The following is a 24,171-nucleotide window of genomic DNA, read 5'->3' as shown; positions in this document are numbered from 1 at the left end:
GGGGGTGAGCGGGCGCCGGGCGGGTTGCGGTGGGACCGTCGGTACGTGCCGACGGGCGGCAGCCTTCCCCGGGCGCTTGCCGGCGTGAGCCGGGAGCCGGCCGACGGCCACTTTGTTCGTTGCCCGTCGATCCCGTGGCGCACACGCTGTACGACAGTCAGGTGCGTCATGACGTTTCCGCCCGCATATGTATGCCCTGTGGGTGATATGCGGAATTCGGCCCCGATTCCGACCGCATGGCAACCAGTTCGTAACCGCGGAAACCTGTCGCGCTACGCGCGTTGACCCTAGGCTGCGGCACGGCACGAAGTCTCCAGACTCGCCACCACTCCCAGACCTCCCGCTGAACTCACAAGGGGACCGATGTCAGCGACACCGCAGAAGAACCGCGCGTCCCGGCGGGTGCTCGCCGCCGCGGCCGGGCTCGCCACCGTCGGCGCGCTCGTCGCCGCGATGCCGGCCGGCGCCCAGGAACAGGGCCACCACACGCCGGCCCGTACCGTCGACGTACAGCTGCTGTCCTTCAACGACCTGCACGGGAACCTGGAGCCGCCGGCCGGCTCGGCGGGCACGGTCACCGAGACGCAGCCCGACGGCACGGCCAAGGCGATTCCGGCCGGTGGTGTCGAGTACCTCGCGTCCTCGCTGCGTACCGCGCGCAAGGGTCACCCGTACTCGATCACCGCGGCCGGTGGCGACATGGTGGGCGCGAGCCCGCTGCTGTCCGGTCTCTTCCACGACGAGCCGACCATCGAGGCGCTCAACAAGATCGACCTCGATGTGACGACCGTCGGCAACCACGAGTTCGACGAGGGCGCCACCGAGCTGGCCCGCCTCCAGAACGGCGGCTGCCACCAGGTCGAGGGGTGCTACGAGAAGGACAAGAAGTTCGAGGGCGCCGACTTCCCCTACCTCGCCGCCAATGTGACGAGCGAGAAGACCGGCGCGCCGATCCTCAAGCCGTACACGGTGTGGAAGAAGAACGGCGTCAAGATCGGCTTCATCGGGGTGACCCTGGAGGGCACGCCGAACATCGTCACGGCCAACGGCGTCAAGGGCCTGAAGTTCCACGACGAGATCGAGACGATCAACAAGTACGCCAAGAAGCTGGACCGCCAGGGCGTCAAGTCCATCGTCGCGCTGATCCACGAGGGCGGGGCGCCCGCCTCCACCGCGTACAACTACGACTGCGACAGCTCCGGTGCCGGTGACGGCATCTCCGGGCCGATCACCGACATCGCCAAGGGCATCACGCCCAAGGTCGACGCGCTGGTCACGGGCCACACCCACCAGGCGTACGTGTGCACGATCCCGGATCCGGCGGGCAACCCGCGCATGGTCACCTCGGCGTCGTCGTTCGGCAAGCTCTACACCGACACGACCCTCACCTACGACCGCCGCACCAAGGACATCGTCCGTACGTCGGTGAAGTCGGCCGGCGCCTCGAACCCCAAGGCGGCGAACCACATCGTCAGCCGGGACCAGCCCAAGGCCACTGACATGACGGCCCTGATCGCCCGCTGGAACGCCCTCGCGGCGCCCATCGCGAACAAGCCGCAGGGCTACATCACCTCCGACATCAACGGCCGCGGCTCCACGGCCCCCGAGAAGCCGCTCGGCAACCTGATCGCGGACGCCCAGCTGGAGGGCCTGGCCCCGGCGGACAAGGGCGGTGCGGTCGTCGCCTTCATGAACCCGGGCGGTATCCGGGCGGACCTGGTCCACAAGGCGACCGGCAGTGAGGGCGACGGGGTGGTGACGTACGGGGAGTCGTTCACCGTGCAGCCCTTCACCAACATGATGAACGTCGTCGACCTGACCGGCGCCCAGCTGATCAGCGCGCTCCAGCAGCAGGTCAGCGGCTCCAACGAGGCAAGCCCGAAGATCCTTCAGGTGTCCAAGGGCCTCACCTACACCCTGGACATGACGAAGGCGGGCGCGGCCCGCGTGGCCACCGACACCATCAAGCTGAACGGTGCGGCGATCGACCCGGCGAAGACCTACCGCGTCGCGATGAACGAGTTCCTGGCAGGCGGCGGCGACGGCTTCGCGGCACTCGGCCAGGGCACCAACAAGCTGGTCGGCCCCTCCGACCTGGACCTGTTCAACGCCTACCTGGCGGCCCACTCGACGGCCGCCGCGCCGCTGGCCCCGCCGGCGACGGACCGCATCACCGTCATCAAGTAACTCCCGTACGCGGCGGGGACTCCCGTACGCGACGGTTCGGGGCGGTGGGCCGGTCGGGCCCACCGCCCCTTTCTGTTGCCTGGCGGGAGTCGGCCGGGGCGCGGCCTCCCGGGCCACGCGCTCCAGCCGGTTTTGGTGGGGTTCTCCCACGCGGCCTTCCCCACCACCTGGTGGCGCGCCTTTACGAGCCCTGGACCCGGCGGCCCGTCGCGGAGGCGAAGCCCAGCCAGGTGTGCCGGTTGCCCGCCCAGCACCAGCCGACCTTGGGAGCGTCGCGGCGCTCGCGGCCGTCCCGCCCGGTGCCGTTGCTGATCCAGATCGCAGGCGTGCGGGCGTCCAGGGTGCCGTTGGCTTTGCACAGCCGGGAGCCGATGGTCATGAAGCAGCGGTTGCGTTCCAGGACGGCGGGCTGCTGCAGCACCCAGTGGATGCCCTCGGTGAGCAGCAAAGGCGTACGGGCCTCGGCCGTCAGGGCGGGCAATGCCTCGTCCGGGCTCCAGTTGGCCATCCGGTCGCCGCGATCGACGCCGGTGAGGAGGTAGAGCGGGGCGTCGGGCAGCGCGACCGTGTCGAGCGGAGCGAAGAGGTCGACATCGGGCATGTCGACAACGACGAACCCCGGCTTGCTCTCGCGGCGCAGCAGCGGCGCGAGGACGGAGGCAGGGGCCTGGTCCGGGTGAACGGCGAGCAGGGCGCCGTCGCAGCCCCCAGCGGCCTGGGCAGCGGCTTCGGCGAAGCCCCGAAGCTCGGCGGCGGGCAGTCCGGCGATCTCGTGCACTCCCAGCTCGATCAGCCGCTCGGCCTGCGCGCTCAAGGCGGGGAGCGAGGAGGGAAGGGTAGGGGTGGCGGACGTGGTTTCGGGCACGATGCTCCCTGGGATAGCGATGCGGACGGGCCCAGAGGGAACGCGATGGCTCGCGGGAATGTTCCCGGCGCCACTGTCGCCTCCGTCCGGTCCGGACGTGTCAACGACCCCTGCCTTCCCCGCGGCTGAAACGTGATTACGTGCTTCACCGGGCGGTTTTCCGCATGCCGGCGGACACCTCCTGGGTCTCAGGAGGCTGACCCGAGCGTGAACCAGACCGCCTTCCGGCTCGGAACGCCGCCGCCGAGGATGGTCGCGCCCCAGGCCAGGGCCAGCCGTTCCACGAGCAACAGCCCCTGGCCACCGATCCGTTCTGGTTCAACGCGGAAGTCCGTCGGCTCCGGCAGCGCCCAATGGGCGTCGTCCGTGACCGCGACCGTGACCCGCGAGTGCAGGACGATCGCCTCGACGCCGATCACTGACGTACGCGTATGGCGGTGCGCGTTGGTGACCACTTCGGTGACGCACAGGCGTGCGTCGTCGACGAGATCGCGGTGACTGCTGAGGTTGAGCAGCGATGCGATGAAGTCCCGTGCGAGCTTCGCGGCGCATGCGGTGCTGGGCAGGGCGAGCCGGTAGGTCTCGCCGTCGAGTGGGTTCGGCGGCAGGGGAGTTGCGGTGGCGGTGCTCATGTCGTTCTCCCAACGCGGTGCGGTCTGAACGGGTGCGTCGCACGTTGATCCGTGGCAATGGCCGGACGGGGGCGCGGTTCAACGCGCGTTCGTACGGCTGCACTTCGGGTTTACCGACGTGCGGCGCGGTGTTGTGAGGACCCTAACCGACACACCTCACATGTTGGACGGCTTTGTGTAATGTCATGAACGAGGTGCAGCTTCGTTAGGTCACGGGCCACACTGGGCTCGGGGAGAGGAGAGTCCGATGCCATCAAGGAAGGCGCCCACGGCGCGCCAGCGCCGACTCGGCGCCGAGATGCGCAAGATGCGGGAGCGTACGGGGCTTTCGCTCACGGAAGCGGCGGCGATGCTCGGCGCGGACCGCACCACCGTGAGCAACATCGAATCGGGGCGATTCGGTGTGAGTGCCGCGCGGGTGCGCACGTGGGCCGGTCACTATGGGTGCTCCGATCCGGCGTATGTCGACGCGCTTTCGGGCATGGCAACGGAACGTATAAACGGGTGGTGGGAGGACTATCGGGGCGAGCTCACCAGCGGGGCACTCGACTTGGCCGAGCTGGAGTATCACGCTGCCGGCTTCCGCTCGGTGGAGATCATGCACATGCCTGGCTTGCTCCAGACCGAGGAGTACGCCCGTGCTGTGTTCACGGAAACCGTGCCGCCGCCGAGTCCGGCCCGCCAACGGCGCCAGCTCTCCCACCGGCTGAAGCGCAGGGATGTGCTCGACCGCGCGGATCAGCCCCGCTGTACGTTCCTGATTCATGAGGCCGCGCTGCGGATGACCTATGGCGGCTCCGATGTCGCTCGCAGCCAGCTCGATCACCTGTTGAAGCAGTCGGACCGTGACAACGTCACCATTCGTGTGATCCCGTTCGCGGCAGGCGGTTTCCCGCATGCCAGCAGTTCGGCACACTACGTCTACGGGCCGGTGCCGCAGCTCGATACCGTGCAGACGGATACCGCGACCGGCCCGAGGTTCCTGGATGCCGAAACGAGTCTTGAGAACTGGCGAGTTGCGTTGGATCGGACGGAAGAACGTTCGCTCGCCCCGGAGAGTTCGCGAGACTTCATTCGTACCATCGCACTACAAGTATGAAGGCGTGAGAACAATAGAGATTCAGTGGAGAAAGTCGTCGAAGTCTTCGAATGCCGAGGGCAGCAACTGCCTTGAGCTTGCTGAGTACGGTGGCGAGATTCTGCTCCGTGAGAGCGAAAACCCGGACGTGGTTGTCCGTACGAGCCGCGCCAAGCTGCGCGCCTTCCTCGGTGGCGCCAAAGAGGGCGAGTTCGACGATCTGGCCTGATTCGTAGCGCTCTCGCTTCGGGCGGTCCCCATCGGCGCAGATGGGGGCCGCCCGTCGTGTGTGTGGATGGCTTGATTGGTTCGTCATGGCGATACATGTCGACGAGTTCGCCTCACTCGTTAGACGTCAAACGCTTGAAGCGGGCTCGCACAAAGGGCTAGCTTGCCGTGTGTCGCCCATCGGGCCGGCTCCCTGAGCGAGTCAGGCCCGCAGTGGCACAACTCCCCTGACTCCTGCGCCGGTTGGGGAGTTCGAAAAGGGCGCCCCTTGCCCACGCTCGTCACGCCGGCGGTGGGCAAGGGGTGGCCCCGATGCTGCGTCAGGAGCCCAGCCATGCGCGAGTCGGAAGAAGCCACCGTCCCCGTCACGACGGCGTACTGGTGCGAACGCGTTACCTACAGGTCCATGGAGGCCGACGAGGTGGCTGACGTATCACGGAGCACGGCCGCCGACCCCGCCGAGGCGGTCCGCCGCATCCGCTCGGCCGTACGCGACCTCGCGTCCGTCCTCGTGCCCATCGAGCGTTACCGCGCGCTGAGTTGGGTCGACGGCGGCGGATGCATCGGCGCGATGGGTGCCCTGCACCGCGGCGAACCCTGCGGCTTCTCGCTCAGTCACCGGGGCACGTGGATCGAGTGGACCGTACGGCCGTATCTCGTCATTCGCGTCGGCGGCAGGCATCTTCTGCCTGTCCTGTCCCACGAGGGCTCTGCCCGCAGAGGCGAATGAGGCCTGTCCGGAGGCCGGATGCTGTGCATCGCTCCGGTGAATGAGTCTGGGCGAGGTCGGGGCGGACTCCTCGCATGGACGGCTGAAGTGGCTGAGTCAGGTTGTTGACGGCTGATGACATACGAACCGTCACAGCCGAGTGCGGCCAGTCCGCCGCGCGTGAACGGGCCTCGGTCGGGGTGACCTTGAGGTGGCGGAGCCGGCCCGGCCCGAGAGCGCCGCCCTGTTCCGGTAATGACGTGCACCCGTCATAATCTGACGGCTGACCCCCCACGGCAGACGGAGGCACCCCCGCATGAGCCCGTACACCGGTACGCGTCGGAACTTCCTGGTCGGCGCCCTCGCCGCCACCGCCACTATTCTCAGCGGCGCGGCCCCCGCCGGTGCCGTCACCCGCCAAGCCCTCACCACCCAGGACTGGATGGGCACCATTCCCGGCACCACCGCACTGCCGCTCCTCACGATCCCCGGTTCGCACGACTCCGGCGCCCGCTACGGCGGCCCCTGGACCGAGTGCCAGAGCACCACGATCGCCGACCAGTTGAACAGCGGGCTGCGCTTCCTCGACGTGCGGTGCCGGGTCACCGGCGACTCGTTCGCGATCCACCACGGTGCCTCGTACCAGAACCTGATGTTCGGCGATGTGCTCGGTGCCTGCTGGGACTTCCTGGCAGCGCACCCCACCGAGACGGTGCTGATGCGGGTCAAGCAGGAGTACTCCGAGGAGAACGACGAGACGTTCCGCCGCATCTTCGACGACTACCTCGACCGCAGGGGATGGCGGCCACTGTTCCGGATCGACCCGGCGCTCCCGTCGCTGGGCGAGGCGCGCGGCAAGGTCGTACTGCTCGCCGACAACGGCGGGCTGCCCGGGGTCCGTTACGCCGACTCCGCGCTCTTCGACATCCAGGACGACTACATGGCGGAGCCGTTCGCCAAGTACCCGAAGATCGAAGCCCAGTTCCGCAAGGCCGCCCAGCAACCCGGGAAGCTGTACATGAACTACGTCAGCACGGCCGCCCTGATGCCGCCGCGCTGGAACGCGGACCGGCTCAACCCGCAGGTGCAGTCGTTCCTGGACGGATCGGAGGCGGCGGGCTGGACCGGGCTCGGAATCGTCCCACTGGACTTCCCCGCCACCCGGCCCGGCCTCGTGGAGTCACTGATCCGGCACAACCCGGGGCTCTGAGAGCCCGAAGCGGTGCCCCGCGACCACCTGCCCAGCCGGACTGCACATCGCGGGCATCTTCCTCTGGTCCGCCCGATGACCTGAACGAGAGCCCGCGCGATCAGGCAGCGAAGCTTCGGGCGGAGGTGGGTCGGCCGGGGGATGGCGCTGAGGCGTGATCCGGACGGAGGTCCGTACGACCGGCTCATCTCCACGTGCTCGGTTCGGTACATCCCGCTCCCGTGGCTGCACCAGGTGAAGCCCGCCGGTCGCATCCTGGCCGGGACGGGGTGATTGGCTCTGTACGCGAGAAGTTGTGCCAGAACCCGAGAAGGGACAGCAGATGTTCAACACTTCGGGAGGCAGTCCCGGAGGCCGCGGCGTTCGAATTGTTCACGAGCTGCGGCAGCATCGGTTGCCAGCGCTCAGCGACGGTACGCGGCTGTCGCGATCTCGATGAATGATCGGATCAACGGGTTGGTGTCACCTTCGTTCCACACCGCTACCACTCGGCTCGGCGTCATGTCGGTCAGCGGTACCACGGCCAGCTCCGCGGGCAGGTCGTGTCCGAGCGGGGCCAGGCCGACCGTGCCGTTCCACAGCACGGCCTGCAGGCATTCCTGGACTGCGCGCACCACGGGGCCCTCGCGCGGCCTGCCGCCGTTCCAGTACGACTGCCAGATGGGGTCGGTGCCCTGCGGAAACTGGAACCAGCGGCGGTCGCTCAGCTCAGCCAGCCGCAGCCGGTCGCAGCGGGCCAGCGGATCGTCGGCGCGCAGGACCACGCCGACCGGATCAGTTCGCAGCGCACGCACCGTCAGGGTGGTCTCGTCGAACGGCGCCCGGGTGAGGGCGACGTCGACCAGTCCGGCGCGCAGCCCGCACGTCGGGTCGGTCAGATCGGTGTCGCGGATGCGGATGTCGATGCCGGGGTGGCGTCGTCGGTAGGCGGCGGCCAGCCTGGATACTCCCGGGTCGGTGCCGTCGCCCAGGATGCCGACGGTGAGGGTCGCGACGCCGGCCGCCGCGCTCACGCGTACACGGACGCGGTCGGCATGGTCGAGTAGGGCCCGCGCCTCGTCGAGCAGCACCGTGCCCACCGGAGTGAGCGTGACGCCGGTGGGCGAGCGGGCGAAGAGCAGGGCCCCGACGTCGGCCTCCAACTGCTTGATCGCCCGGCTCAGCGGCGGCTGACTCATGTGCAGTCGGGTGGCGGCCCGGCCGAAGTGGAGTTCTTCGGCGACCGCCACGAAGTAACGCAAGGTCCGTAGCTCCACGCTGCAACGATACCCACGAGGTATCGCCGCTGCGGGATGGGTCTTGGACACTGGCAGGACCTCGGCGGTGCACTGGTGAGCATGACCGAAGAAGCGAAGACCAGCGAGCCGCAGGCCGACCCCGCCGTATCGGTGGTGGGTCCCGGCGACGGCGAGACGATCGTTCTGGGCACCACGCGCATGCGCGTCCTGGAGGACGGCAGCCACACTGGGCACCGCCTCGCGATCACCGAGTCCATCCTCGCCCCGCACACCCAGGGACCGCCGCAGCACCACCACGCCCAGCACGACGAGGGCTTCTACGTCCTCTCCGGCACCGTGCGGTTCACCGTCGGGGACGAGGACCACGACGCCACCACGGGCACGCTCGTGATGGTTCCGCCAGGCACCCCGCACACCTTCGCCAACCTGACCGACCAGCCCGCCGTCATGCTCAGCACATTCACCCCCGACCTGTACGTGCAGTACTTCCGAGACCTCCAGGAAGTACTCGCCGGCGGCCGGCCGCTGACGCCACAGGCCAACACCGACGCGATGAGCCGCTACGCAACCGAGCCCGCCACCGACCTCGCCTGAAGCCGATGGGACGGAACGGCCCAGCCACCCTTCTTGCGACCGGCGCGGCCGTGGCGCTGCCGCCTTTCCCGTCCGGCCCCCTCGGACGACGGACCGGGCCTTCTCCAGGGGCTTCCCTGGCAATCGACGCAATCGACGGGGCCCCGGCGAACCGGTGGCCCATGAACGGGAACGATGAACATCGCCTACTGGATCGTCGCCGGACTGCTCGCCCTCTTCTACTGCTGGGGTCCGCCGCGTCGGGGCGGGACAGTTCCTGGAGGTCGCCGATGAGCGAGGCCAACTCGGTCATCTGCGCCTTGACCGACTTCATCAGCGCCTTGCGGTCGTTTGGCGGGATGGCCCGGCCGGTGTCGTCGCTGCGGGCGAGGAGTTCGATGTTGGTGCGCAGGAACGTCAGCGGCGTCCGCAGCTCGTGGCCGGCGTCCGCGATCAGCTGGGCCTGGCGGTCGCGGGAGCTGGCGGCGAGATCCCTTACACGCTTGTGGGGCGTCACCGCCGCATCCGCCTCGTCGACCTGCGTCAGTACCTGCGTGAGGGCGACGCGCACTGCAAGGACGCGGCCGACGAACTGATTGAGCTGGACCAGGAGTTGGGTCTTACCTGAGAGGGTGCTCGATGTGGGCGAATCGCCCTCTCGGTTCCACTCGCTCTGCGCCCCTTTCCGGTCAGCCTGTTCAACCGGTAATAGATCCGGGTGCCTTCCGGTTCGTGTGAAGAGGCCAATGCTTTGGCGTGTTCGCGCATTTTCTCTTGTAGAGGTGCCCTTCCGCTTGACGGTCGGCTCCCTGTGGCGTCCTGAATTAGCCCTTGTGGCAAATGGTGACGGAGTGACTACAGTCACTTCTTCCCGCCACGTTTGGACTGGGCCGATCGTGTTTTGGGGCCACAGCACAACCGGGGGGAACTCGTGCGAATACGGCGTGCAGGAATTGTCGCCTCAGCCACCGCAGCAGCCACGCTGCTGTCCATGTCGGCGGCATCGGCCGAGGACTATCTGTGGTACGGCCACTGGCGCGACGCCGGTAAGGGTGCAGAATCCAGAAGATGGGGCGACGAGAAGTACTCGGAAGTCATCTACAGGAACTGCAGCGGAGCCAGAAGCTCCGGCGGTAGCACACCGTACAAGACTGACGTGCAGATGCACCGGGCCATGTCCATGTGGCCAGATACCAACTACGCCACGAAGTCGTTCACCGAGTGCTTCAAGGGCTATATGCATCAGAGCAAGGGCGCCTGGCACGACCTGCCCAAAGGCACCTACTACTTCAGTGTGGCGGGAGTCTGGGGCGGGGTAGGAAGACTGGACGTCGAACTCGTCATGGTCGACAACACGGCGGCGGACTAACAGGTCACAGGACTGTGATCCCGTGCACGGGGTGGCCGCCCCCCGATCCCGTGATTGAGGCGGCCACCTGTCTCGTACACCGCACCGACCGGGAAGACCGTGAAGCTCACCACCCTGTTCCGTACTTCGGCCGCGCTGTGGGCCGCTCCTTTCGCTCTTGCGCTGCCTCTGCTGTATTACCTCGGTGGGCCTGGACACCCCCCGGCCGACGGATTGGGGCACGCGCCTGAGATCGCGTCATATCCGCTGCGCTTCGCTTATCCGTTCGCCTACGCCGTGACATCGGCGCTTGCTGCCTGGGTGTCCGGAACCCTGCGAGAGGCCGGCGTGTGGGACATGAACCACGCCCGCTCCCGATACCGGATCGCGGCCCAGGCACTGATACCGGTCGTCGTCCTCGCGTGGACAATGCTGGTCCTTCCCCCGGTGATCGCACTTGCGGGGGAAGGCGTGTGGCCGACATGGGACAGCGTCTCTCCGCTGGTCGTTGGAATGATCGTGTGCGTGGAGCATGCGGTGATTGGATTCACGGTCGGCCGACGGGTGCCGAAGGTCATCGCGGCGCCGGTCCTCGCGGTGGTGACGTGGGTGGCAGTGGCGTTCACCGTGGCCATGGACCCCCCCTGGGTGCGGCACGTGTCGGGCGCGTTTCCCGAACAGCTGATGTTTGGCGAAGCACCCGCGTGGGGAGCGCTGTGGCCGCACACCGCGTTCACTGGCAGCATCGCTGTCGCCCTGATCGTGGGGTGGTCTCCGGTGAAGCACCGGGCAGTCGCGTGGGCGGCCGCCCTGGCCGTCGCCGTCGCGGGTATCACGAGTACCTACGAGGCGGTCAAGGACTACGGCTACAACCCTCCGCTGAAGACGTACGCGCTCACCATGAAGTGTGCTCACGCGGGTCGGACTGACATCTGCATGCCGAAACAGACAGCAGGGGCGCTGCCTCACGCCGTCGATGCCACCCGCAAGGTACTGGCCGACTTGGAACAGGCCGGTGTCCCGAGGCATCCGAAGACCATCATCGACACCTTGCCCGAAGGGCGCTTCCATACGCCGTCGACGGCCTCGACCTGGCGCATTCCCCTGACGGCCGCGACGGACCGTCACGACACCGCGTTCGCCGTCACTCTGGCCGCGACGGGCATGAACTGCCCGCGCCCGGATCCGCTTCTGCGCCGTGTGGTCATCGCGTGGGCCGCAAACGTCACGGGCACCACACAGTCGTGGGAACGGCTACGGAGGACCATCGACGGGCAAGGCTCGCCAGGGGATGTCGACGGCATGCTCCGAACCGTCCTCAACCGCCCGGCCAAGGAGCAGGCCGCCTGGTTCACCAACGCTTCCAGGAAGGCGTGCGAAGTCTGATGCGCTGGTGGCTCAAGACCCGCCGCGCCTTCACCATGGTGACGGCCGCGATCGTGGTGTCGATGGGGCTCACGGTATTGATCGGCGGAGAATACGTTTTCCTGCCGTCGTTCTTCTCCAACAGCCACCGGGCCGTGCTGACCGTGTTCCTCCCGGTCCCCGTTGTGGCGGTGCTGTCCCTGTCCCTGGAATCGAGGCTGGCCCCCTTCGAGACAGCCGCAGTGCGCCTGGTTCCCGCACGGGACGTGATACTCATCGTGGCCGCCCTCTCCGCGTGCCTGGGGCTCGCCGGAGTCCTCTGGTCGGCCGCAGGCGTGTCCGTGGCCCGCAACGCCGCGTTCTTGACCGGCTTGATGCTCCTGGCCCGGCCGTGGGCACGCCAGGCAGCCGTGATGATTCCGATCATGTGGATCGCCTTGGTCGTGTTCTTCTCCCACCGCCCCTACCCCGACCCCGACCCGTGGACCGTCCTGCCCGAGCCCGCCACCGCCGCGCATGCCGCCATCGCCGCTCTCGTCGTGCTCGCTGCCGGTGTCACCGTTTTCCTTCGTGCCCGCCAGGAGCCCTCATGACGATCCACATCGACAACGTGACCTATGCATACCGGCGATGGAGCAGGCCAGTTCTCGCCGACTTCACCTACACCCTCCCGGACGGACTGACCGTGCTCCTCGGCCCGAACGGTGCGGGCAAGTCCACCCTGCTCAAACTCGCCGCAGGTACCGTACGCCCCGCACACGGCACGGTCAGGCTCGATGAAACCCCCTCCACCGCAACCGCGTACCGGCGCGCGGTCGGGTGGCTGCCGCAACACGTGCAACCGATGCCGCAGCTCACCGCACGGGAGTACGTTGCCTATGCCGGCTGGCTCAAAGGCATGACAACCGCCACCGCGCATGCGAGAGCTGCTGCGGCGCTCGGCGACGTCGACCTCACCGAGCACGCCGACACGAAGACCCACCGGCTCTCCGGTGGACAGTTGCGGCGTCTGGGCGTCGCAGCCGTGCTTGTCCACGACGCCCGGGTTCTGTTGCTGGACGAGCCGACCGCAGGTCTGGACCCACAGCAACGCAGGGTGTTCCGCAACGTGCTGGCCACCCTGACCGGCAAGGTGCGGATTTTGATGTCCACGCACGACATCCAGGATCTCGCGGAGGAAGTCGACCACGTCACCGTCCTCCATGCAGGCCGGATCCTTCATGCCGGCACCACAGAGGAGTTTCTCGCCCAGACCCCGCCCGATACCGCCTTTGGCCGCGCTGCCGAAGGCGCGTACACCGCCCTACTCGGCCGCACCCATGACCAAAACAGCTGAGAGTCAACTTCTGTCACATCGTGATCGGAAACGAGCTGGTGGAACGCGCGGCGGCTCGGGCATCGGAGTGGGCGCCTTCACCACACACCACTGAACCAGCCGCAGATCGTGAGCCTCATCGTCGCGGCGAGTCCCCCGCTCACAGCTCCGGCGGCGGCTGCGGTGCACCCGGCAGCCTGATCGACGCCTCGGTGCCGTCTCCCTCCGCCGCCGGGCGCAGGGCCACTTCGCCGCCCGACTGCTGGACCGTGCGGGCGACGATCGAAAGGCCCAGGCCGGAGCCGGGGAGCTGGCGGGCGGACGGGGAGCGCCAGAAGCGTTCGAAGACGTGGGGGAGTTCCTCGGCGGGGATGCCGGGGCCGTGGTCCCGTACCGTCAGTTCGCCGTCCCGCAGCGCGACCTCGATCGTGCCGCGGGGCGGGCTGAACTTGACCGCGTTGTCCAGGACGTTGACCACCGCCCGCTCCAGCGCGGCCGGTTCCGCCCGTACGTACCAGGGGGCCAGGTCCGCCCTGATCGTCAGCTCGGGGCCGCGCAGGCGGGCGCGTTCCAGGGCCGTGTCCGCGATGTCGTGCAGGCCCACGACCTGGAGGGGGCCGGGGTCCGCCGCGTCGGGGCGGGACAGTTCCTGGAGGTCGCCGATGAGCGAGGCCAGCTCGGTCATCTGCGCCTTGACCGACTTCATCAGCGCCTTGCGGTCGTTTGGCGGGATGGCCCGGCCGGTGTCGTCGCTGCGGGCGAGGAGTTCGATGTTGGTGCGCAGGGACGTCAGCGGCGTCCGCAGCTCGTGGCCGGCGTCCGCGATCAGCTGGGCCTGGCGGTCGCGGGAGCTGGCGAGGGAAGCGGTCAGCGAGTTGAAGGAGCTGGACAGCCGGGCGATCTCGTCCTCGCCCTCGACCGGGATGCGGACGGTGAGGTCCTCGGTACGGGCGACGTGCTCGACCGCCTCGGTGAGCTCGTCGACGGGGCGCAGGCCGGTACGGGCGACCCAGAGACCGGCCGCGCCCGCACCGACGACGCCGATGCCGGAGACGACCAGGAGGACCCAGGCGAGGGTGGCGAGCGGTTCGGTGATCTCGCTCAGCGGGCGGGCGACGGAGACCGCGAAGCTGTTCGGCAACAGGCCCGGCACCGGGTTGCGGGTCTCGTACGTGTAGCTGTAGACGCGCATCTTCGTGCCGTTCTTGGCCCTGGCCGTGTGCAGGGTGTTGTCGCGCACGCCGGCGGCCACGGCGATGTCGGAGGCGGTCACCCCGATCGGTGACGCCTCGGCAGCGGTGCAGGTGCTCCCGGACACGGTGACGAGCTGCACGGCGTATGTCCCGCCGATCTGCGGTGCGGCGGCCTGGCCGGGGCGCGTGCAGGCGGCGACCAGGGCCTGCACATAGTCGTCGTCGACCTTGACGTTGCGCAGCGAGGTGTCCAGCTGATGCTCCAGCTGCGCCCGCGTCACGAACCAGCAGGCCGCCGCGACCGCCGCCACCGCGACCGCCACCGCTGTCGCCACCAGCAGCGCGAGCCGGGAGCGCAGCGGCAGGGCGCGGAGCCGGCGCAGGGTCCCGGTCATCCGTCACCGCCCCCGGTGCGGAGTGCGTAACCGACCCCCCGCACCGTGTGCACGAGCCGCGGTTCGCCGCCCGCCTCCGTCTTGCGGCGCAGATACATCACGTACACGTCCAGGGAGTTGGAGCTCGGCTCGAAGTCGAAGCCCCACACCGCCTTGAGGATCTGCTCGCGGGTCAGCACCTGCCGCGGGTGCGCCAGGAACATCTCCAGCAGGGTGAATTCGGTACGGGTCAGCTCCACCCGGCGCGTGCCCCGGGTGACTTCGCGGGTGGCCAGGTTCATCCGCAGATCGGCGAAGGCCAGCACATTGTCGTCGGGGACGCCGCCTGCCGCGGCGGCATACGAGCTGCGGCGCAGCAGGGCCCGGATGCGGGCGAAGAGCTCGTCCAGCTCGAACGGTTTGACCAGGTAGTCGTCGGCGCCCGCGTCGAGACCGGTGACACGGTCGCCGACGGTGTCGCGGGCGGTGAGCATCAGGATGGGTGTGGTGGTGCCCGCGGAGCGGAGCCGGCGGGCCGCCGTCAGTCCGTCCATCCGCGGCATCTGGATGTCGAGGACGATGAGGTCGGGGGCGTACGACTCGGCCCTGGCGAGGGCGTCGAGACCGTCGACGGCGACCTCGGTGCCGTAGCCCTCGAACGCGAGACTGCGCTGCAGGGCCTCACGCACGGCGGGCTCGTCGTCGACGATCAGGATGCGTTGCGGATCGTCTTCGGCGGGGCTCATCGTTCGTTGTCCTCTTCTCGTTCCGTGCGTACCGGGCTGCTCTCAGACTCGCACGGCCGCGGCACGTCGTCGCGCGGCCCGGCGCTTGCGGCCTGCGGCGGCATGGACCTCCGGGGCGCGGAGCGTCCCGGTGCTCCCGTGCGTGGCCAGTTCCGTTACGAGGGCGAGCGGCAGGGCCAGGTCGGCCGGGCCGGTGGGGGTGTGCGTGGGGTGGTGCATGGCTGTCTCCTCAGGAGCTGTTGCCGGCCCGCAGGGTGTCGAGGTCGGCCTTGAGTGTGTTCACCGGGATCGCGAAGCCGAGACCTACGCTGCCCGCCCCGGCGCTGCTGGATCCGCCGGACGAACTCGCCGAGTACATCGCGGAGTTGATGCCGATGATCTCGCCGTTCATGTTGATGAGCGCCCCACCGGAGTTACCGGGGTTGAGCGAGGCGTCGGTCTGAATGGCCTTGTACGTGGTGGTGGAGTTGCCGGTGTCGCCGTTGAACTGCCGGCCGCCGAACTCGAACGGCCACTGCTCGCCGCCGCCCCGTCCGCCCTGCCCCTGGCCGCTGCCGTCCTCCTTGGCGACCGTGACATCACGGTCGAGGGCGGAGACGATGCCGCTGGTGACGGTGCCGGTGAGGCCCTCCGGCGAGCCGATCGCGACGACCTGGTCGCCGACCGCGAGCGCCGAGGAGTCGCCCAGCGTGGCCGTCTTCAGCCCGCTCGCACCCTGGAGCTTGATGAGCGCGAGGTCCTTGCCGGAGTCGGTGCCGACGACCTTCGCGTTGTACGTCTTGCCCGTGCTGAGCGTCACCTTGATCGACGAGGCGCCGGAGATGACGTGGTTGTTGGTGACGACCTCGCCGTCGGACGTGATGACCACGCCGGAGCCGGTGGACTCGCCCGCGTTCGAGGTCGCGTTGATCTCGACGATCATCGGCGAGACGGCCTGGGCGACACCGGCGACGGTGCCCTTGCTGCTCTGCGCGACGGTGGTGCCGGGGACGACGCCGCTGCCCGTGCTGTTCGCATCGTTGCCGGTGAGCTGACCGATGACGGTGGCGGTGCCGCCGCCGACGACCGCCGCCGCGATCGCCACGGCCGCCAGGAGGGCCACCGGCCGCCGGGCCCGGCGCCGGGGCGCGGCCGGCTCGGGTGCGGGCTGCGGGAGGCCGGAGCCGTAACCGCCGTTCCCGCCGCCGCCCTGGCCGGGCCACACGGTGGTTCCGGGGCCCGTCGCGATCGGCTGCGCGGGCTGGTGGGACGGCGGCGGCGGGTAGGACGCGTCACCGTTGCCGTACGAGGGGTACATCGGGTACTCGCCGCTCGGGCGCTGGCTCTCTGTCATGTCCAAGAGCGTGTCCGGCGAAGATGAGAGAAGCCTGAGCACGTGCTGAGAAGCCCGACAGAACCTCGTATGCCCGATATAAGGGAGTACGGAGATAGGGCTACGAGGGAGTACGGGGATACGGCATGAGGGAGTAACGGGAGTACGGCCCGACAGGGCCTGTCACGCCCCGGCCGTGGGCTCCCCGCAGCCGCACGACCGCCGTACCACCAGCGCCGACGGGAACTGCTTCAGCCGCTCCCGCCGCGATCCCGACACCCGCAACGAGTCGTCGAGCACGAGGTCCACGGCCGCCCGTGCCATCGCCGGGCGGTCCGAGAAGACCGTCGTCAGCGGCGGATCGGTCAGACCTGCTTCCTTCACGTCGTCGAAGCCCGCCACCGCGAGATCCCCGGGCACATCGATCCGCAGCTCGCGCGCGGCGCGCAGCACACCGATGGCCTGGTCGTCCGTCGAGCAGAAGATCGCCGGCGGCCTGTCCGGCCCCGCGAGCAGCTTCAGCGCCACCTGATAGGCGTCGTAGCGGTTGTACGGGGCCTGGAAGAGCAGGCCCTCCGTCGAGCGCCCCGACTCGTGCATCGCACGGCGCCAGCCCTCGACGTGGTCGGCGACCGGGTCACCGACCGCCGGGGTCGACTCCACGCCGCCGAGGCACGCCACGTACTCGTTGCCGTGCTCCAGCAGGTGCCGGGTGGCCAGCTGGGCGCCGCCGATGTCGTCCGTGACGACCGCGACGTCGTCGATCGCCTCGGGCCGCTCGTGCAGCAGCACGACCCGCGCGTCCCATGCCTCGATCTCGGCCGCCGCCCGCTCGCTGGGGCCCTGGCTGACCAGGATCAGCCCGGAGACCCGCATGCCGAGGAAGGCCCGCAGATAGTGGACCTCGCGCTCGTCGCGGTAGTCGGAGTTGCCGACGAGCACCATTTTTCCGCGTTCGGCGGCAGCCTGTTCGACCGCGTGCGCCATCTCCGCGAAGAACGGCTGCCGGGCGTCCGGCACGATCATCCCTATGAGGTCGGTCCGCCGCGAGGCCATCGCCTGGGCGACCCGGTCCGGGCGGTAGCCCAGCTCCTTGATCGCGGCGAGTACCCGCTCGCGCGTGGCCGGGGCGACCGGCCTGGGTCCGTTGTTGATGACATAACTGACGACCGCGGTCGACGTACCCGCCAGTCTCGCCACATCGTCCCGCGTCACCTTGGCCACGCGCGGCAGTCTACGCGGATGGACCAGGCGGGTGACAGATGGATCAGGCCAGGCTCGCGGGGTCTGGAACGCACCCCGCTACCGGTTGGCAGGCCGGACCGGGGCTTCTTCCGCGGCCTCGGCCCCCGTCGGCTGCTCCGGACGGGGTACGGATTCGGCGGCCGCCTTCGCCGCGGCCCGCGCCTTGGTTTTCTCGGCGGCTCGCTCCAGCTTCTCCGATGCGACGAAGCGGTAGCCGACGTTGCGGACCGTACCGATCAGCGACTCGTGTTCGGGGCCGAATTTGGCGCGCAGCCGCCGCACATGGACGTCGACCGTCCGCGTACCGCCGAAGTAGTCGTAGCCCCAGACCTCCTGGAGCAGCTGGGCGCGGGTGAAGACCCGGCCCGGGTGCTGCGCCAGATATTTGAGCAGTTCGAATTCCTTGAAGGTCAGGTCCAGGGCCCGGCCCTTCAGTTTCGCGCTGTACGTCGCCTCGTCGACCGACAGATCACCGTTGCGGATCTCCATCGGGGAGTCTTCGGAGCTGATCTGCTGCCGGCCGGTGGCCAGCCGCAGCCGGGCCTCGACCTCGGCCGGTCCCGCCGTGTCCAGCAGCACGTCGTCGATGCCCCAGTCGGCGGTGACGGCCGCGAGACCGCCCTCCGTCACGACGAGGATCAGTGGACAGCCCGGTCCGGTGGACCGCAGCAGCCGGCACAGCGACCGCACCTGCGGCAGATCGCGGCGGCCGTCGATCAGGATGACGTCGGCACCGGGGGTGTCGACGAGAGCGGGGCCTTCGGCCGGTGCCACCCGCACGCCGTGCAGCAGGAGACCGAGGGCCGGAAGCACCTCCGTCGACGGTTGAAGCGCATTCGTCAGGAGCAGCAGTGAACTCATCGCCGCCCACCTGCCCGGGTCGTCGGTCGGTGATCGTGCACAGTTCGCTCGCCCATTACGTCGGTCCTCCTCGTTCCCTGCGAGAGGGGCACTCCCGGGCTCGGGCCCGGGGGAGTATGCGGCACTTCTTCGTACGTTTCCTGTTGGCTTTCGCACTGCTTGCCGTACGACGTCTGCCATACGGGTTTCACGGGTGCGGTCCCGCGCCCCGGGGCCGCTGAGCTTGTGGAAACTTCGTCGTAACAACGCTTGGAAAGCACGAAAGGACCCGGGGGCTGCTTTGCCCGGATCCTTCCCAGCAGAATAGCCCACATGAGTTCAGTGTCCGAGGGACGATTTCGGAGTTCCTCTGTTCCCTTGATCACGCCGGTGATCACGCCGGGTCCTGTGCGCACCACATTGCGGACCGATGACGGGGTCCATATCGAGGCGGTGTACGAGCCGTGTGCGGCCGATGCCGGGAATGCTGCGGAAACATCCTTCGACGGTACTGCGATCGTGGTCGCGCACGGTTTCACCGGTTCGGTGGACCGGCCCGCGGTGCGGCGTGCCGCCGGGGTTCTCGGCCGGCGTGCGGCCGTGATCACGTTCTCCTTCCGGGGGCACGGCGGGTCCGGCGGGCGGTCGACGGTGGGCGACCGCGAGGTGCTGGATCTGGCGGCTGCGGTGGAGTGGGCGCGCGCTCTCGGGCACCGGCGGATCGTGACCGTCGGGTTTTCGATGGGCGGTTCCGTGGTGCTGCGGCACGGGGCCCTGTACGCGGGACGATCGACGGCCGGCGCGGAAGCCGGTGGCGTTGCGGAGCGTGAGGGGTGCATCGAGGCGCGCACGGAGGCGCACGCGGATGCGGTGGTGGCCGTGAGCGCCCCGGCCCGCTGGTACTACCGGGGCACGGCCCCGATGCGCCGGCTGCACTGGGTGGTCACCCGGCCTGTCGGCCGGCTGGTCGGCCGCTACGGGTTCCGCACCCGGATCGACCGCGGCGACTGGAATCCGGTGCCGCTCTCGCCGGTCGAGGCGGCCGGCCTGATCGCCCCGGCCCCCCTGCTGATCGTGCACGGCGACCAGGACCCGTACTTCCCGCTGGACCACCCCCGGATGCTGGCGGACGCGGCGGGCGACGGCGCCGAGCTGTGGCTGGAGCGCGGCATGGGCCATGCCGAGAACGCCGCTGACGAGAGCTTGCTCACCCGCATCGGCGACTGGGCGGTGGCGCGGTGATTCATGATGGACAGCTGATGCGAGACGAAGGGAGCGCCGCCATGCCTGCGGGAACGATCCGCTACTGGGCCGCCGCCAAGGCCGCCGCCGAGGTCGCGGAGGAGCCGTACACAGCCGCGACCCTCGCCGAGGCGCTCGACGCGGTGCGAGAGCGGCACCCCGGTGAGCTCACCCGAGTGCTGCGAAGGTGCTCGTTCCTCATCGACGGTGTCCCCGTGGGGACCCGCAGTCATGAGACCGTACGCCTTGCCGAGGGCGGCACGGTCGAGGTGCTCCCGCCGTTCGCAGGAGGGTGAGCCGCAGAACATGAGCAGCAACGATCAGCAGCATCCGTACGGACAGGACCCGGGCTACGGGTACGGGCCGGGGTACGACCCGCTGAACGGCCAGGAGCCGCAGCCCGCGCAGCCTTACGGACAGCAGCAGCCCTCGCAGCCGTACGGGGAACAGGTGTACGGCGGGCAGCCCTATGGCGCGCAGTCGTCCGGGGACCGGTCGTACGGCGACCAGTCCTACGGTCAGCAGTCGTACGGGGGCGAGTCCTACGGCGCGCAGTCGTACGGTCAGCAGGCCCAGTACGCAGCCCCGTACCAGGCACACGGCCCGTACGACCCGAACCAGGCACCCCGGGCGAACCCCGGGTCCGTGTGGCCGACCGGGCACACGCAGGAGCCCGCCGCGCACGACCCACAGGATCCCGGTGTCGCGCAGACCTGGGAGGGCCAGACCTGGGACACCCAGTACCAGCCGGCAATCCAGCCCGCGCAGCAGCCCGCTCCGGCCGCCGCCGAGCCCGGTTATCGCCGGCCGCAGGGTGCCTCCGGCTCCTACCCGCTGCCTCCCGAGGCCCCGGTCGCGCCCGCCGCCGCCGAGCCGGCCCGGGCAGCCGCACCGGCCGACTCGGCCCCGGTCGCCGCTTCGTCCGGGAATGACGCCGCCGGATACAGCGCGCCCACCACCCTGGGCAACAGCCGGATCACCGACGCCCAGCGCGCCCGCGCCGAGGGCCGCTCGCCGATCATCGCGCCGGGTATGCAGCCCGCCGGGATCACCGCGGGACTCGGACTGCTGCTCGCCCTCGGCGCCGCGATCGGGCCGTACGCCCTGGTCGTACCCCTGGTGCTGCTCCAGGCCGTGACCGCGGCCGGCTGGTTCCGGCTCAACGGCATGTGGCCGGCCCGGCAGGGCATCGCGCTCGCGTTCGCCGGTGGCTTCGTCGCCGACATCGCGCTGCTCGTCGCGGGCCGCGAGAACGGACCGGCCGCCATCCTCGGCACCCTCGGCATCTGGGTGCTGCTCACCGTGGTCCTCCAGTTGCGCAGCCACGCGAGCGCCGACGAGCGGATGCAAGGGCTGATGGCCACGGTGGCGTCGGCCGCCCTCGCCGTCCTGGCCGCCGGACATCTCGCGGCGGTCCCGGACGCGGTGACGGTGGGCGCGGTGGCCGTCGCGGTCGCCGTCCTCGTCCGCGTGCTGCCGCTGCCCGGACCCGTATCGGTCGTGGTGGCGCTCCTCGCCGCCGCGGGCGCCGGTGCGGTGGCCGGGGCGTTCACCGACTTCGGTACGAAGGGTGCGCTGCTCGGCCTCGCTGCGGGCGGTTGCGCACTGATCGGGCTGCGGGTGGCGAGCTACGACTACCCGTCGCGGTTCGTCCACATGACGGCCGGTGTGGCGCTGCCGCTCACTGCCGCGGCCCCCGCCGTCTATCTGATCGGCCGCGCGATCTCGTAGCGCGGACCGGTATCGCCCCCGGGAACCGAAGGGGGGTGTCCGCTCGTCGATCACCTCGGGCGCGCCGTGCATCCATAGTGGACGCATGGGCGCCGGGGGTCCGGCCGGATGCAGGGTGGGGGAAGAGCGGGCATGCGTGCACTGCGAATACTGCTGGTCACAGTGGTGGTTCTGGGCGGGATCTTCGTCGCCGTCGACCGGGCGGCGGTGTACTTCGCCGAGTCGGAGGTCGAGGGGCGGGTCCAGGTCACCGGCGCCACGATCGGCTCGACGGACGTCTCCATCAGGGGATTTCCGTTCCTGACGCAGCTCGCCGGAGAGCAGCTTGACGAGGTCGACGTCAAGATCACCGGCATCGAGACCGACACAGGCGGCCGCAGGGTCCGGATCAGCCGGATGAACGCGGCGCTGCACGAGGTGAAGTTCACCGACGGCTACTCCAGCGCCACCGCCGCCCGGGCCACCGGCACCGCCGTCATCTCGTACGAGGACTTGACCGAGGCCGCCGGCGACGGCGTCGCCGGCGAGTACGGCGGCAACGGCAAGGTGAAGGTGACCGGCACGGTCGACATGCTCGGCCGCCCGCTCTCGCGCAGTGTGCTCTCCACCGTCACCCTGGTCGACGGCCACACGGTCAAGGTGCGCGCGGACAAGGTGCCCGGCGAGGGCATCCCCGGGCTGGAGGATCTGGTGCGCAAGAAGACCGACTTCGAGCGGGAGGTCGGCGGCCTGCCCAGCGGTCTGAAGCTGCAGAAGGTCCAGCCGACCGCCGACGGCCTGGAGATCTCGGTGACGGGCGCGGACGTACAGCTCGCCGGATAAGACCGGCCAGCACATGGGGGGCGGCGTCGCGGGGCCGGCCACGCACATCTGCCGCGTTGTCCATCACCATGGCTCCGCCATACCCCAGTCCAGTTGCACGCACCCAGCCCCGCTGCCTTCTCCCCACCCCCCCATTTGCCGGTCGGTCCAAGACCGACCAGGCAGAGGCTTCAACGGCCCTGCGCGCCACATACTGAGACGGTCGCGTCCGATCTGTAGATGGCTGGCAGGGACCGACGTCGAGGGAGTGACGCGCGAGGCACCGTAACGCTGCTCGCGTCTCACATCGCGGACGATCGCGTCTCGTAATGCGACACGGCGGTGACACGCGCGCCCGCACCTCCCTACGATCGGTCCCATGCAGTGCTCTATTGGCGGTCTCCCACAGCGGGGACGGGCGGATCTCACGAAGCGGCGGGCAGTGGACCTGTGCCGCGTCGCCGCCATGCTCTGTCGCACTGTCTGAGCGGGAGCCTTCGGCGCCCCGCATCCTCCCGGCCCTTCGACCGACGTCAGGGCCCGTCCCGATCGCCTGTGCACGTGTGCCGCACCCTGCGCCGTCGTGCATCCGCAGCACGCACCGTCCGCACCGTCTCGCACCATCTCGCCGCAAACTGCCCCGGAGGAGAACAGAATGAGCCGCAGTGACGTCCTGGTAGACGCCGACTGGGTCGAGGCCCGCATCGACGACCCGAAGATCGCTCTCGTCGAGGTCGACGAGGACACGTCGGCATACGAGAAGAACCACATCAAGAACGCGATCCGGATCGACTGGACCAAGGACCTTCAGGACCCGGTCCGCCGTGACTTCATTGACCAGGCCGGCTTCGAGAAGCTGCTGTCCGAGAAGGGCATCGGCAACGACACCACTGTCGTTCTGTACGGCGGTAACAACAACTGGTTCGCGTCCTACGCGTTCTGGTACTTCAAGGTCTACGGTCACCAGGACGTCCGCCTGCTCGACGGCGGCCGCAAGAAGTGGGAGCTCGACTCCCGCGACCTGGTCGACGGCGACCAGATCCCGTCCCGCCCGGCCACCGAGTACAAGGCCCAGCCGCAGGACGAGTCGATCCGCGCCTACCGCGACGAGGTCGTGAAGGCGATCGGCATCCAGAATCTGGTCGACGTGCGTTCGCCCGACGAGTTCAGCGGCAAGCTGCTCGCCCCGGCGCACCTCCCGCAGGAGCAGTCCCAGCGCCCCGGCCACGTGCCGACCGCCCGCAACATCCCGTGGTCGAAGAACGCCAACGACGACGGCACCTTCAAGTCGGACGACGAGCTCAAGGCCCTCTACGAGGACGAGCAGGTCGACCTCGCGAAGGACACCATCGCGTACTGCCGTATCGGCGAGCGCTCCGCGCTCACCTGGTTCGTGCTGCATGAGCTGCTCGGCCAGGAGAACGTCAAGAACTACGACGGTTCGTGGACCGAGTACGGCTCCCTCGTGGGCGTGCCGATCGAGCTCGGCGCCAACAAGTAACTCCGCACGACCCGGACCAGCACGACCCCCGACCCGTAAGGACAGAACACCATGTGTGGAGCAAAGGCCGGCGGCCCCGACGCTTCGACCATCAAGCCCGGTGAGACCACCATCCAGGGCAGCGTGACCCGCGACGGCGAGCCCGTCACCGGTTACGTGCGCCTGCTGGACTCGACCGGCGAGTTCACCGCGGAGGTCCCGACCTCGGCGACCGGACAGTTCCGCTTCTACGCGGCCGAGGGCACGTGGACGCTGCGCGCCCTCGTCCCGGGCGGCAGCGCCGACCGCACGGTCGTGGCGCAGACCGGTGGCCTCTTCGAGGTCGCGATCGCCGTCTAGTGCTGTGACCGGAAAGGTTTGCCGGAAAGCTCGCGGCGTCCGGTGCGGTGCATCGCAAGGCGGAGCATCACCCGCGTACTGGATGTACTCGGGTGATGC

General features: G+C 69.2%; 27 protein-coding genes and 1 pseudogene. 18 read left to right on the top strand and 10 right to left on the bottom strand.

Features of this window, described 5'->3' with window-relative positions; translation table 11 throughout:
* Positions 1-363 precede the first annotated feature (363 nt).
* Positions 364-2,187, top strand: coding sequence for a bifunctional metallophosphatase/5'-nucleotidase (locus tag ABTZ94_RS13605; protein WP_351200647.1), 1,824 nt, complete (start codon positions 364-366; stop codon positions 2,185-2,187).
* Between the two features lie 181 nt (positions 2,188-2,368).
* On the opposite strand, the gene ABTZ94_RS13600 is transcribed toward ABTZ94_RS13605, so the two are convergent.
* Together ABTZ94_RS13600 and ABTZ94_RS13595 are read right to left on the bottom strand one after the other, a co-directional pair.
* A complete protein-coding gene (locus tag ABTZ94_RS13600; protein ID WP_351200645.1) occupies positions 2,369-3,052 on the bottom strand; it encodes a DUF5701 family protein in 684 nt (227 codons plus the stop codon).
* Positions 3,053-3,240: 188 nt separating this feature from the next.
* The gene (locus tag ABTZ94_RS13595; protein WP_351200643.1) at positions 3,241-3,684 is read right to left on the bottom strand and encodes an ATP-binding protein; all 444 of its coding nucleotides are present in this window, start codon (positions 3,682-3,684) and stop codon (positions 3,241-3,243) included.
* Positions 3,685-3,931: 247 nt separating this feature from the next.
* Here ABTZ94_RS13595 and ABTZ94_RS13590 point away from each other — a divergent pair, with 247 nt between their 5' ends.
* The 4 genes from ABTZ94_RS13590 to ABTZ94_RS13575 all read left to right on the top strand — a co-directional run bounded on the left by ABTZ94_RS13590 (position 3,932) and on the right by ABTZ94_RS13575 (position 6,909).
* Positions 3,932-4,783, top strand: coding sequence for a helix-turn-helix domain-containing protein (locus ABTZ94_RS13590; RefSeq protein ID WP_351200641.1), 852 nt, complete (start codon positions 3,932-3,934; stop codon positions 4,781-4,783).
* Between the two features lie 13 nt (positions 4,784-4,796).
* Entirely contained in the window at positions 4,797-4,991 is a 195-nt protein-coding gene (locus tag ABTZ94_RS13585; protein WP_351200683.1) for a DUF397 domain-containing protein, read from the top strand.
* Between the two features lie 333 nt (positions 4,992-5,324).
* A complete protein-coding gene (locus ABTZ94_RS13580; protein WP_351200639.1) occupies positions 5,325-5,720 on the top strand; it encodes a hypothetical protein in 396 nt (131 codons plus the stop codon).
* A gap of 295 nt (positions 5,721-6,015) precedes the next feature.
* Positions 6,016-6,909, top strand: a complete 894-nt coding sequence (locus ABTZ94_RS13575; RefSeq protein ID WP_351200637.1) for a phosphatidylinositol-specific phospholipase C — start codon at positions 6,016-6,018, stop codon at positions 6,907-6,909.
* Between the two features lie 404 nt (positions 6,910-7,313).
* Here ABTZ94_RS13575 and ABTZ94_RS13565 read toward each other — a convergent pair whose 3' ends face one another.
* Positions 7,314-8,165 carry a LysR family transcriptional regulator gene (locus ABTZ94_RS13565; protein WP_351200635.1) on the bottom strand — a complete coding sequence of 284 codons (852 nt, stop codon included), beginning with the start codon at positions 8,163-8,165 and terminating at the stop codon, positions 7,314-7,316.
* An 81-nt stretch (positions 8,166-8,246) separates the two neighbouring features.
* Here ABTZ94_RS13565 and ABTZ94_RS13560 point away from each other — a divergent pair, with 81 nt between their 5' ends.
* Positions 8,247-8,741, top strand: coding sequence for a dimethylsulfonioproprionate lyase family protein (locus ABTZ94_RS13560; RefSeq protein WP_351200633.1), 495 nt, complete (start codon positions 8,247-8,249; stop codon positions 8,739-8,741).
* 226 nt (positions 8,742-8,967) lie between these two features.
* Here ABTZ94_RS13560 and ABTZ94_RS13555 read toward each other — a convergent pair.
* Positions 8,968-9,204: pseudogene (locus tag ABTZ94_RS13555) on the bottom strand (histidine kinase dimerization/phospho-acceptor domain-containing protein); the annotation flags it as partial.
* Here ABTZ94_RS13555 and ABTZ94_RS13550 point away from each other — a divergent pair.
* The 5 genes from ABTZ94_RS13550 to ABTZ94_RS13530 all read left to right on the top strand — a co-directional run bounded on the left by ABTZ94_RS13550 (position 9,157) and on the right by ABTZ94_RS13530 (position 12,769).
* A complete protein-coding gene (locus ABTZ94_RS13550; protein WP_351200685.1) occupies positions 9,157-9,348 on the top strand; it encodes a hypothetical protein in 192 nt (63 codons plus the stop codon). The pseudogene ABTZ94_RS13555 and the gene ABTZ94_RS13550 overlap by 48 nt on opposite strands.
* A 303-nt stretch (positions 9,349-9,651) precedes the next feature.
* A complete protein-coding gene (locus ABTZ94_RS13545; protein WP_351200631.1) occupies positions 9,652-10,089 on the top strand; it encodes a hypothetical protein in 438 nt (145 codons plus the stop codon).
* 54 nt (positions 10,090-10,143) lie between these two features.
* The gene (locus ABTZ94_RS13540) at positions 10,144-11,454 is read left to right on the top strand and encodes a DUF7224 domain-containing protein (protein WP_351200629.1); all 1,311 of its coding nucleotides are present in this window, start codon (positions 10,144-10,146) and stop codon (positions 11,452-11,454) included.
* Positions 11,442-12,026 (top strand): hypothetical protein, encoded by a 585-nt coding sequence (locus tag ABTZ94_RS13535; RefSeq protein ID WP_351200627.1) that lies wholly within the window; start codon positions 11,442-11,444, stop codon positions 12,024-12,026. Before ABTZ94_RS13540 ends, ABTZ94_RS13535 begins: the two co-directional genes overlap by 13 nt.
* Complete coding sequence (locus ABTZ94_RS13530) at positions 12,023-12,769, top strand: ATP-binding cassette domain-containing protein (RefSeq protein ID WP_351200625.1); 747 nt, start codon at positions 12,023-12,025, stop codon at positions 12,767-12,769. The genes ABTZ94_RS13535 and ABTZ94_RS13530 overlap by 4 nt, the downstream gene beginning before the upstream one ends.
* A gap of 139 nt (positions 12,770-12,908) precedes the next feature.
* Here ABTZ94_RS13530 and ABTZ94_RS13525 read toward each other — a convergent pair whose 3' ends face one another.
* The 6 genes from ABTZ94_RS13525 to ABTZ94_RS13500 all read right to left on the bottom strand — a co-directional run bounded on the left by ABTZ94_RS13525 (position 12,909) and on the right by ABTZ94_RS13500 (position 18,479).
* Positions 12,909-14,336 carry a sensor histidine kinase gene (locus ABTZ94_RS13525; protein ID WP_351200623.1) on the bottom strand — a complete coding sequence of 476 codons (1,428 nt, stop codon included), beginning with the start codon at positions 14,334-14,336 and terminating at the stop codon, positions 12,909-12,911.
* Positions 14,333-15,061 (bottom strand): response regulator transcription factor, encoded by a 729-nt coding sequence (locus tag ABTZ94_RS13520; RefSeq protein ID WP_351200621.1) that lies wholly within the window; start codon positions 15,059-15,061, stop codon positions 14,333-14,335. Before ABTZ94_RS13520 ends, ABTZ94_RS13525 begins: the two co-directional genes overlap by 4 nt.
* A 42-nt stretch (positions 15,062-15,103) precedes the next feature.
* Positions 15,104-15,280, bottom strand: a complete 177-nt coding sequence (locus tag ABTZ94_RS13515; RefSeq protein WP_351200619.1) for a hypothetical protein — start codon at positions 15,278-15,280, stop codon at positions 15,104-15,106.
* Positions 15,281-15,290: 10 nt separating this feature from the next.
* Positions 15,291-16,394, bottom strand: a complete 1,104-nt coding sequence (locus ABTZ94_RS13510) for a S1C family serine protease (RefSeq protein WP_351200617.1) — start codon at positions 16,392-16,394, stop codon at positions 15,291-15,293.
* Between the two features lie 162 nt (positions 16,395-16,556).
* Entirely contained in the window at positions 16,557-17,597 is a 1,041-nt protein-coding gene (locus ABTZ94_RS13505) for a LacI family DNA-binding transcriptional regulator (RefSeq protein WP_351200615.1), read from the bottom strand.
* Between the two features lie 78 nt (positions 17,598-17,675).
* Complete coding sequence (locus tag ABTZ94_RS13500) at positions 17,676-18,479, bottom strand: winged helix-turn-helix transcriptional regulator (RefSeq protein WP_351200613.1); 804 nt, start codon at positions 18,477-18,479, stop codon at positions 17,676-17,678.
* Between the two features lie 312 nt (positions 18,480-18,791).
* Here ABTZ94_RS13500 and ABTZ94_RS13495 point away from each other — a divergent pair, with 312 nt between their 5' ends.
* The 7 genes from ABTZ94_RS13495 (at position 18,792) to ABTZ94_RS13465 (ending at position 24,072) form a co-directional block, all read left to right on the top strand.
* Complete coding sequence (locus ABTZ94_RS13495; protein WP_351200611.1) at positions 18,792-19,700, top strand: alpha/beta hydrolase family protein; 909 nt, start codon at positions 18,792-18,794, stop codon at positions 19,698-19,700.
* Between the two features lie 41 nt (positions 19,701-19,741).
* On the top strand, positions 19,742-19,996 hold the full coding sequence (locus ABTZ94_RS13490) for a MoaD/ThiS family protein (protein ID WP_351200609.1): 255 nt from the start codon (positions 19,742-19,744) through the stop codon (positions 19,994-19,996).
* A gap of 10 nt (positions 19,997-20,006) precedes the next feature.
* Complete coding sequence (locus tag ABTZ94_RS13485; protein WP_351200607.1) at positions 20,007-21,431, top strand: hypothetical protein; 1,425 nt, start codon at positions 20,007-20,009, stop codon at positions 21,429-21,431.
* 132 nt (positions 21,432-21,563) lie between these two features.
* Positions 21,564-22,253: an LmeA family phospholipid-binding protein gene (locus tag ABTZ94_RS13480; protein ID WP_351200605.1), complete on the top strand. Its 690-nt coding sequence runs from the start codon at positions 21,564-21,566 to the stop codon at positions 22,251-22,253.
* 358 nt (positions 22,254-22,611) lie between these two features.
* The gene (locus ABTZ94_RS13475) at positions 22,612-22,719 is read left to right on the top strand and encodes a putative leader peptide (protein WP_350983699.1); all 108 of its coding nucleotides are present in this window, start codon (positions 22,612-22,614) and stop codon (positions 22,717-22,719) included.
* Positions 22,720-22,887: 168 nt separating this feature from the next.
* A complete protein-coding gene (locus tag ABTZ94_RS13470; RefSeq protein WP_351200603.1) occupies positions 22,888-23,733 on the top strand; it encodes a sulfurtransferase in 846 nt (281 codons plus the stop codon).
* A gap of 51 nt (positions 23,734-23,784) precedes the next feature.
* Positions 23,785-24,072: a DUF1416 domain-containing protein gene (locus ABTZ94_RS13465; RefSeq protein ID WP_351200601.1), complete on the top strand. Its 288-nt coding sequence runs from the start codon at positions 23,785-23,787 to the stop codon at positions 24,070-24,072.
* The last annotated feature ends 99 nt before the right edge of the window (positions 24,073-24,171 follow it).

Source organism: Streptomyces sp. NPDC002785, assembly GCF_040295565.1.
Classification (GTDB): Bacteria; Actinomycetota; Actinomycetes; order Streptomycetales; family Streptomycetaceae; genus Streptomyces.
The sequence above is the reverse complement of the archived record's forward strand: the minus strand, read 5'-3'. Positions and strand labels throughout refer to the sequence as shown.